The 9,852-nt window shown below is 77.1% G+C and carries 3 protein-coding genes; all 3 read right to left on the bottom strand.

From position 1 onward, the window contains the following. Positions 1 to 355, bottom strand: a 355-nt coding sequence (locus tag TR46_RS42735) for a thioesterase II family protein (protein WP_236655590.1), incomplete at its 3' end; no start/stop codon positions are given. Beyond that, the gene (locus tag TR46_RS30710; protein WP_042408037.1) at positions 352 to 6,903 is read right to left on the bottom strand and encodes a type I polyketide synthase; all 6,552 of its coding nucleotides are present in this window, start codon (positions 6,901 to 6,903) and stop codon (positions 352 to 354) included. The genes TR46_RS30710 and TR46_RS42735, both read right to left, overlap by 4 nt. Before the next feature lie 46 nt (positions 6,904 to 6,949). Next, a partial coding sequence (locus tag TR46_RS30705; RefSeq protein ID WP_042408033.1) for a type I polyketide synthase occupies positions 6,950 to 9,852 on the bottom strand: 2,903 nt, incomplete at its 5' end.

Genomic DNA, 9,852 nt, shown 5'->3' with positions numbered 1-9,852 from the left:
CCCCCATGCTGTGGCCGAGCAGGAACAGCGGCTGGTCGGTGTAGCCGGCCAGGGCCTCGGCCGCACCGGCGGCCAGTTCCTGGATGTCCTCGGCGCAGGGTTCGGCCCGGCGGTCCTGCCGGCCCGGGTACTGCACCGCGAGCAGTTCGATGTCGCGCGGCAGCGCGGCCGACAGGCGGGTGAACGCGTTGGCGGCGCCGCCCGCGTGCGGGAAGCACACCAGCCGGGAGGCGGTGGGGCCGCCGGAGTAGTAGGTACGGATCCACCGCGAGGTGTCCGCGGGTCTTCTCCCGGGACTGCGCGACCCGGTGGGGCCGCCGGCCGGTGGGGCCGTTTCGGTCGTGGCCATGGTCATACCCACGCTGAGGACTCCTTCGTAGAGCTCAGTTCGGTCATCAGGTCGCGCAGCCGCTCCCGCACGGTGACGCGCTGGGCGTCGCTGAGCGGGTGGTCGGCGACCGCGGATTCGAGCCGGGCGATCTCGGCGAGCAGGGACACCGTGTCGCCCAGGTCGCCCCCGGGCGTGTCCCGGCGGCTGTCACGGGCCGGCTCCGGGAGCACGTCGCGCAGGTACGCGACGAGCTCGGTCGGCGTCGGCCAGTCGTAGATGAAGGTGGCGGGCAGTCGGACCCCGGTGGCCTCGGTGATCTGGTTGCGCAGTTCCACCGCGGTCAGCGAGTCGAAGCCCAGTCGGTCGAACGCGCCGTCCGGGTCCACCGCCGCTCCCGAGGAGTGGCCGAGGACGGCCGCCACCTCGGCGAGCACGGAGTCCAGCAGCGGGTCGCCGGTCCGCGCGCCGTCCGCCGGGCCGCCGTCGGCCGGCCCGCCGGCGGTCGGCGTCCCGGGCTCGGAAGCGGGCACCAGGCCGCGCAGCACGGCCGGAACCTCGCCGCCGGACGCCACCCGGTTCCGCAGGCCCTCCAGGTCCAGGCTCGCGGCCACCACCACCGGCCGGCCGCGCCGCATCGCGGCGTCCAGCAGTTCCAGGCCGCGCGCCGCGGTCAGCGGCGCCACCCCCACCCGGGCCATCCGGGTGATGTCGGCGCCGGTCAGACCGGCCCCCATGCCGCCGGTCCCCTCCCACAGGCCCCACACCACGGACACGCCGGGGCGGCCCACCGAGCGCCGGTACTCCATCAGGCCGTCCAGGAAGGCGTTCCCGGCCGCGTAGCCGCCCTGTCCGGGCGAGCTGAGCGTGCCGGCCAGCGAGGAGAAGACGACGAACGCGCTCAGGTCGAGCCCGTCGGTGAGCTCGTGCAGGTTGACCGCCGCGTCGACCTTGGGGCGCAGTGTGCGCTCCAGGCCCTGCGCGGTGATCGAGGCCAGCAGGCCGTCGTCCAGCACACCGGCCGCGTGCACCACGCCGCCCAGCCGCACGCCGTCCGCGGCCAGCCGGTCCAGGGCGGCGGCCAGCGCCTCCCGGTCGGCGGCGTCGCAGGCCACGGTCCGGACGTCGGCGCCCAGGGCGCGCAGTTCGGCGATGTCCCGGGCCGCGTCGTCGCCGGGCAGGCCGCGGCCCATCAGGACCAGCTGCCGCACCCCGTGCGCCGTGGCCAGGTGGCGGCCGGTGAGCCGGCCCAGCCAGCCCAGTCCGCCGGTGACCAGGACCGCCCGGCTGGTGTCCCACGGCTCGTCGGACGCCAGGTCCAGCACCACCTTGCCCACGTGCCGTGCCTCGCCCAGGTACCGGAAGGCCTCCGGCGCCCGGCCCAGGTCCCAGGCGGACACCGGCGGCAGGGCCAGCTCGCCCCGCTCGAACAGGTCGAGCAGCGCGAGCAGGATCTGCTGGACCCGTTCCGGCCCGGGGTCGCGCAGGTCGTAGGTCCGGTAGTCGACCCCGGCGTGGAGCCGGCCCATCTCCGCGCTGTCCCGCCGGTCGGTCTTGCCCATCTCCAGGAACCGGCCCCCGCGCGGCAGCAGCCGCAGCGAGGCGTCCGCGAACTCCCCGGCCAGCGAGTTGAGCACGACGTCGACGCCGCGGCCGCCGGTGCTGTCGAGGAAGGCCTGTTCGAAGTCCAGTGTCCGGGAGGAGGCGATGCGCTCCTCGGGGATCCCGGCGGAGCGCAGCGCGTCCCACTTGGCGGGGCTCGCCGTGGCGTACACCTCGGCGCCCAGGTGGCGGGCGATCTGCAGCGCGGCCGTGCCGACGCCGCCGGTCGCCGCGTGCACCAGCACCGACTCGCCGGCCCGCAGGCCGGCCAGGTCCACCAGCCCGTAGTAGGCCGTCACATAGGTCACCGGCACCGCCGCCGCCTGCCGGAACGACCAGCCCTCGGGGACCGGGCAGACGAAGCGGCGGTCGGTCACCGTGACCGGCCCGATGCCGTAGAACAGGCCCATCACCCGGTCGCCGGGGCGCAGGTCGCCGACGCCCGGCCCCACCTCGGTGACGACGCCGGCGCCTTCACCGCCCTGGCCCGAGCCGGCGGCGTGCCCATCGACGGACGGCGGGATCACCCCCAGGGAGAGCAGCACGTCGCGGAAGTTCAGTCCCGCGGCCCGCATCTCCACCCGGACCTGACCCTCCGCCAGCGTCTCCGCGGCCTCCGGCCAGGGCTTCAGGGCCAGGTTCGCGAAGGTGCCCTTGGCGACGTAGTCGAGGTGCCAGTGCGGTGCGCCGGCCGGCGGCACCAGCGCGGCGTCCGGCTCGGCGGCGGTGAGCGAGGGCCGGTGGGCGGTTCCGCCGCGCAGGGCGAGCTGGGGCTCGCCGGTGGCGAGGGCGGCTGCCACGGCCCGCCGCGAGGCGGAGGTGCCGTCCTCGTCGATCAGGGTGAACCGGCCCGGGTGCTCGGCCTGGGCCGAGCGGAGCAGGCCCCACACCGCGCGCTGGGACAGCTCACCGGTGGGGGTCTGGCCGCCGGTGGTGACGGCGCCACGGGTGAGCACCGCCAGCCGGGTGCCGGCCAGCCGGTCGTCGGCGAGCAGCAGGCGCACGGTCTCCAGCACCTGGTGCAGGGCCCCGCGCACGGCCCCGACCGCGCCCCGGGTCCCGGCGCCGTCGGCGGGGAGCGGGCAGGGCAGCAGCAGCTGGGCGGGCGCGGGCAGGCCGGCCGCCAGCGCGACCGTCAGCGCCGCCAGGTCGGGCAGGGCGGCGCCGGCGCCGAGTTCGGCGGTCCGGCCGACGCTGGCGTCGTAGTCGCCGAGCAGGGTCCACCGGTCGGTCGCGGGCGCGGCCGGCAGCTCGGCCAGCGGCTCCCAGACCGGCAGGAGCAGGCCGTCGTCCGGCACGCCCGCGGCCGCCGCGGCGACCGGGCGCAGCGCCAGCGCGCCGATGGAGGCGACCGGCCGTCCGGCCGGGTCCGCCACGTCGACGCTGACCGAGGTCGGTCCGGCCGGCGCGAGCCGCACCCGCAGCGCCGCACCGGCGGGCGCATGGGTCCTGACGCCCGACCAGGCGTACGGCAGGAAGGTCCGGTGGTCGTCGCCGACCCCGTCGAGCAGGCCGCCGAGCGCGATCGGATGCAGCGCCGCGTCGAGCAGCGCCGGGTGCAGCGGGTAGCCGCCGGGGGCGGGCTGCCGCTGGTCGGGCAGCACCACCTCGGCGAAGAGTTCCTGGCCGCGCCGCCACACCGCCCGCACGCCGCGGAAGACCGGCCCGTAGGACAGGCCCCGCGCGCCGAGCCGGGCGTAGAGGTCCTCGGGCGGTACCGCGACGGGCTCCGCGCCGTCCGGCGGCCAGGCGGTGACCAGGTCGGCGGCAGGCGCGGGGACGGACCCGTCCGGGGCGACGGTGCCGTGGGCGTGGCGGACCCAGTCCCCGCCGTCCTCCCCCGCGCCGAGTCCGTCCCGGGAGTGGACGCTGACGGCCCGGCGTCCGGAGTCGTCGGCGGCGACGAACACCCGCAGCCGGACGTCCGTCCCGGTCGGAACCACCAGCGGCGCCTCCAGGACGAGTTCCTCCACCAGCGGGCACCCCGCGGCCTCGGCGGCCCGCGCGGCCAGGTCGAGCAGGCCGGTGCCGGGCAGCAGCACCCGGCCGCCGACGCGGTGGTCGGCCAGCCAGGGGTGCTCGGCGAGCGAGAGCCGACCGGTCATCAGCACGCCTGCGCCGTCCGGGAGTTCGGCGACGGCGGTGAGCAGCGGGTGGTCGGCGGCGGTCAGCCCGGCCGATCCGACGTCCCCCGTGCGGGCCGGAGCGTCGATCCAGAACGGGCGGTGCTGGAAGGCATAGGTCGGCAGTTCGATCCGCCGGGCGCCGCGACCGGCGAAGACCTGGGCCCAGTCGACCCGGCCGCCGCAGGCGTGGATCCGGGAGACCGCCGTCAGCAGCGCGGTGACCTCCGGCAGCCGCCGGCGCTGCGAGGCGACCAGGGTGCGGCCGGGCCCGGCGCCCTCCAGCACGTCGGCGGCGGTCGAGGTGAGGTCGGTGCCGGGGCCCAGTTCCAGGAACCGGGTGCAGCCCAGCTCGGCGAGGCTGCGGACGCCGTCATGGAAGCGCACCGCTTCGCGGGCGTGCCGGGACCAGTACCGGGGGTCGGCGAGCTCGTCCGCGCTCACCGGACGCCCGGTCAGGTCGGAGACCACGGTGAGTTCCGGCTCGCGGAAGGAGAGGCGGGCGACGACCGCCCGCAGTTCCTCCAGGGCCGGCTCCATCAGCGGGGAGTGGAAGGCGTGGCTGACCCGCAGCCAGGTGGCCTTGCCGCCGTCCGCCTCGAATCCCCGGACGACGGCGGCCAGCGCGTCGCGGTCGCCCGAGAGCACGGTGGCCGCGGGGCCGTTGACGGCGGCGAGCGAGGCCCGGTCCTCGTGGCCCGCCAGCAGGCCAAGGGCCTGCTCCTCGGTGGCGCGCAGCACCACCATCGCGCCGCCGGGCGGCAGTTGCTGCATGATCCGGCCGCGCGTCGCGGCCAGCTCGGCGGCGTCCGCGAGGCCGAGCGCGCCCGCGACGTGGACGGCAGCCAGGGCGCCGACGGAGTGGCCGAGCACGGCGTCGGGCCGGATGCCCCAGGACTGCAGCAGCCGGAAGAGCGAGACCTCGAAGGCGAAGAGCGCCGGCTGGGTGTACTCGGTCCGGTTCAGCAGGTCGGCCTCGGGACTGCCCTCGGCCGCGAGGACCACCTCGCGCAGCGGCCGCTGCAGATGCGGGTCGACGGCGGCGCACACCTCGTCGAAGGCGGCCGCGTAGGCGGGGAACGTCCGGTACAGCTCCCGGCCCATCCCGGGGTTCTGGGAGCCCTGTCCGGCGAAGAGGAAGGCGCCGCGGCCCTCGGCCGCGGTCCCGCGGACCTGGTCGGCCCCCGGTGTGCCGTCGGCCAGTGCGCGCAGCCCCTCCAGCAGGCCGTCCCGGTCCCCGGCGAGCAGCACCGCGCGGTGCTTGAGGTGGCCGCGGGTGGTGGCCAGCGAGAAGCCGATGTCCTGCAGCCCGTCGGCGGCGGGATCGGCGGCGGGGTCGGTGAGCCGCCGGTGCAGCCGGTCGGCCTGCGCGCGCAGCGCGGCCTCGGTGCTCGCCGACAGCACGGCCGGCACGGTCGGCAGCGCTGCGGCCGGCTCCTCGTCCGGGCCGGCGGCGGCGGGCGCCTGCTCCAGGATGACGTGCGCGTTGGTGCCGCTGATCCCGAACGAGGAGACCGCGGCACGCCGCGGGCGGTCGCCGACCTCGGGCCACGGGACGGCCTCGGTGAGCAGTGACACCGCGCCCGAGCCCCAGTCCACGTGCGGGCTCGGCCGGTCCACGTGCAGGGTGCGCGGCAGCAGGCCGTGCTGCATCGCCAGCACCATCTTGATGATGCCGCCGACCCCGGCGGCCGCCTGGGTGTGCCCGGTGTTCGACTTCAGCGAGCCCAGGTGGACCGGCCGGTCGGCGGGGCGCGCGCTGCCGTAGGTGGCCAGCAGGGCGTGGGCCTCGATCGGGTCGCCCAGGCCGGTGCCGGTCCCGTGCGCCTCGACCGCGTCGATGTCGGCGGCGGACAGTCCGGCGGCGGCCAGGGCCTGCTTGATCAGCTGCTCCTGGGCGGGGCCGTTGGGGGCGGTCAGGCCGTTGCTGGCGCCGTCCTGGTTGATCGCCGAGCCGCGGACCACCGCCAGCACGGGATGCCCCAGCCGGACGGCGTCGGACAGCCGCTCGACCAGCAGCAGCCCGGCGCCCTCGGCCCAGCCGGTGCCGTCCGCCGACGCGGAGAAGGCCTTGCAGCGGCCGTCGGGCGCCAGACCCCGCTGCCGGCTGAACTCCACGAAGGGCATCGGCGTCGCCATCACGGTCGCGCCGCCGGCCAGGGCCATCGAGCACTCGCCCTGCCGCAGCGCGGTGACGGCCAGGTGGAGCGCGACCAGCGAGGAGGAGCACGCCGTGTCGACGGTCATGGCCGGCCCTTCGAGGCCGAAGGTGTAGGACAGCCTCCCGGAGGCGACGCTGCCGGCGCTGCCGATGCTCAGGTAGCCCTCGTACTCCTCGGGAGCGGGCGAGAGCCGGGACATGTAGTCGCCGTACATGGTGCCGACGAAGACACCGGTCCGGCTGCCGCGCAGCGAGGCCGGGTCGATGCCCGCGTGCTCGAAGGCCTCCCAGGCGGTCTCCAGCAGCAGCCGCTGCTGCGGGTCGATGGTGTAGGCCTCCCGGGGCGAGACGCCGAAGAACTCGGCGTCGAACCGGGCGGCCTCGTAGAGGAAGCCGCCCTCCCTGGCGTAGGAGGTGTGCGGGGTGTCCGGGTCCGGGTCGTAGAGGTTCGCCAGGTCCCAGCCGCGGTCGGTCGGGAACGGGCCGACCGCGTCCACCTCGTCGGCGACCAGCCGCCACAGGTCCTGCGGAGAGCGGACGCCGCCGGGGTAGCGGCAGGCCATCGCGACGATCGCGATCGGCTCGTCGCCGCGCTCCTTGATACGGGCGTTGTCCGCCTTCAGCCGCTCGTTCTCCTTGAGCGCGGTCCGCAACGCCTCGACGATTTGCTGTTGGGTTGTGGAAGCCATCCTGCTGTCTCCGTACTTCCCTGGTGGGGTGTGGTCAGTGGCTGGATCAGGACGTGGTCGCGCCGAGCACGAGGCGGACCAGTTCATCGGCGTTCATCGCGTCCAGCGGGTTCTCCTCGCCGGTCCCGTCGGGAGTGCCCCCGGGTTCGCTGCCGGGTTCGGTGTCGGGCACCAGCGCGGCCCGCAACCGGTCCGCCAGCGCACCGGGTGTGGGGTGGTCGAAGATCAGCGTCGGCGGCAGCTTGACGCCGGTCGCGGCCGTCAGCCGGTTGCGCAGCTCGACCGCGGTCAGCGAGTCGAAGCCCAGGTCCTGGAACCTGCGGTCGGCCGGCACCCGGTCCGCGTCGGCGTGCCCCAGGACCGCCGCCACCTGGGTCCGGACCGCCTCCAGGAGGAGGTGCCGGTGCTCGTGCCGGGGCGCCCGGTCGAGCCCGGCGCGCAGACCGGCCGCGGTGCCCGCTCCCCCGGCCGCCGCGGCCCGCCGGGGGGCGCCGGCCAGGCCGCGCAGCACGGCCGGGACGGTGTCGGCGTCCGCCTGGCGCAGGTCCAGGGCGGCCGCCGCCAGGGCCGGGCTCCCGGTGGCGAGGGCCGCGTCGAACAGGGCCAGGCCCTCCTCGGCGGACAGCGCCGTGATGCCGGAGCGCGCCATCCGGGTCAGGTCCGCCGCGCCCAGGTCGCCGGTCATCGCGCTCTCCGCCGCCCACAGGCCCCAGGCCAGCGACAGCGCGGGCCTGCCCTCGGCGCGGCGCCGCTGCGCCAGTGCGTCGAGGAAGGCGTTGGCCGCCGCGTAGTTGCCCTGGCCGGCCGATCCCAGGGTGCCCGCGAGCGAGGAGAACAGGACGAAGGCCGTCAGGTCCAGGTCCCGGGTGAGCTCGTCCAGGTGGACGGCGGCCTCGGCCTTGGGCCGCAGCACCCGGTCCAGCCGTTCGGCGCTGAGCCCGGCCAGGACCGCGTCGTCCAGGACGCCGGCCGTGTGGACCACCGCGGTCAGCGGCCGCCCTGCGGGCAGGGCCGCCAGCAGGTCGGCCAGCGCGGCGCGGTCGCCGGTGTCGCAGGCCGCGACGGTCACGCCGGCGCCCGACGACTCCAGCTCGGCCGCGAACTGCTCGGCTCCCGGTGTCGCCGGACCGCGCCGCCCGGTCAGCAGCAGCTGCCGGACGCCGTAGTGGTCCACCAGGTGCCGGGCCACCAGGCGGCCCAGCGTGCCCAGGCCGCCGGTGATCAGGACGTGGCTGTCCGCGTCGAAGGGCGCCGCGACCGGGTCCGCCCCGGCGGCCGGGCGGTGCCGGCGCAGCGCCGGGGCCAGCACCCTGCCGGCCCGGACCGCGAGCTGCGGCTGGTCCGAGGCCAGGGCCTGGACCAGGGCGCGCAGCGAGTCCGGCCGGCCGTCGGCGTCGGCCAGGGTGAACCGCCCGGGGTGCTCGGCCTGGGCCGATCGGATCAGGCCCCAGACCGCCGCCGACGCGGGGTCCGGCCGCTCGTCGCCGCCGGGTCCGGCCGCTCCCTCGGTGAGGACCGCGAGCCGGGAGTCGGCGAACCGCTCGTCGGCGGCCCAGCCCTGGGCCAGCCCCAGTGCGGCGTGGACGGTGCCGACGCCGGCGGTCGCGGCCGCGAGCACCACGACGGGCACCGGCGCGCCCTCGTCCACCGCGCGCCGCAGGCCGTCGGCGTCGGGGTAGGTCCTGACCTGGACGCCGGTGGCGCGCACCGCGTCCGCGAGGTCGTCTCCGGGCCGGCCGAGGACGGCCCACGGACCGGACCGGGCCGGACCGGAGCCGTGCGGCTCGGACCAGTGCAGGTCGAGCAGCGTGGCGCCGTGCGCCGGGCCGGCCTGCACCGGGTCGCCGATGTCGGCCGGGAGTTCGCGCACCGCGAGCTCGTCGGCGGTGAAGACCGGGGTACCGGTCGCGTCGGCGACCAGCAGCCGGTAGCTGTCGCCCTCGCCCCGGCTGAGCCGCACCCGCAGCCCGGTGGCTCCCGAGCCGTGCAGCGCCAGGCCGCTCCAGGAGAACGGCACCAGCAGCCGGTCCCCGGTCCCGGTCCCGGCGAGGGTGGCGTGCAGGGCCGCGTCCAGCGCGGCGGGGTGCAGCGCGAAGCCCTGCGCGTCGGCGGTGCCCTCGGGGAGCCGCACCTCCGCGTACAGGTCCGTCCCGTGCTGCCAGACCGCGCGCAGGCCCTGGAAGGCGGCCCCGTACAGGTAGCCGCGGTCGGCGAGCCGGGAGTAGAGGCCGTCGACCGGAACCTCGGTGGCCTCCGCCGGCGGCCAGACCGAGAGGTCGGCGGGGTCGGCCGGGACCATCGCGGCGAGCAGGCCGCCGGCGTGCCGGACCCACGGTGCGTCAGCCGCCCCGTCGGGGCGGGAGTAGAGGGCCAGGGTCCGGGAGCCGTCGACGCCGGGGGCGCCCACCATGAGCTGGATCTCGGCGCTCTCCTCGAGCGTCAGCGGCCGTTCCAGGGTGAGTTCGGCCACCTGCTGCGCTCCCGTGCGCCGGGCCGCGTGGAGCGCGAGCTCGGCCACGGCCGCGCCGGGGAGCAGCGGGCTGCCCATGATGGCGTGTTCGGCCAGCCAGGGGTGGAGGCGCGGGTCGAGCCGTCCGGTGAACAGCCAGCCCTGGTCGCCCGCGAGTTCCACGGCGTCGTCCAGCAGCGGGTGCCGGCCGGGCGTCGGCGCGGCCGGGGCGGCCGGCGCGTCCAGCCAGTAGCTCTCGCGCTGGTAGGGGTAGGTGGGCAGGTCCACGGTCCGGCCGCCGGGCAGCGCCGCGCTCCACCGCACTGTCACACCGCGCACATACACCTGCGCCAGCGCCGCCGTGAAGGTACGCGCCTCCGGGTGGCCCTTGCGCAGCAGCGGCGCGGCGACCGGCTCCTCGGCCGGGGCCTCGCCGGCGCCCAGGACCGTCCGGACCATGGCGGTGAGCACCGGGTCGGGGCCGAGCTCGATGAAGGCGG

It is taken from the genome of Streptacidiphilus carbonis (assembly GCF_000787775.1).
Taxonomy (GTDB): domain Bacteria; phylum Actinomycetota; class Actinomycetes; order Streptomycetales; family Streptomycetaceae; genus Streptacidiphilus; species Streptacidiphilus carbonis.
This window is presented reverse-complemented; position numbering and strand designations above follow the sequence as displayed.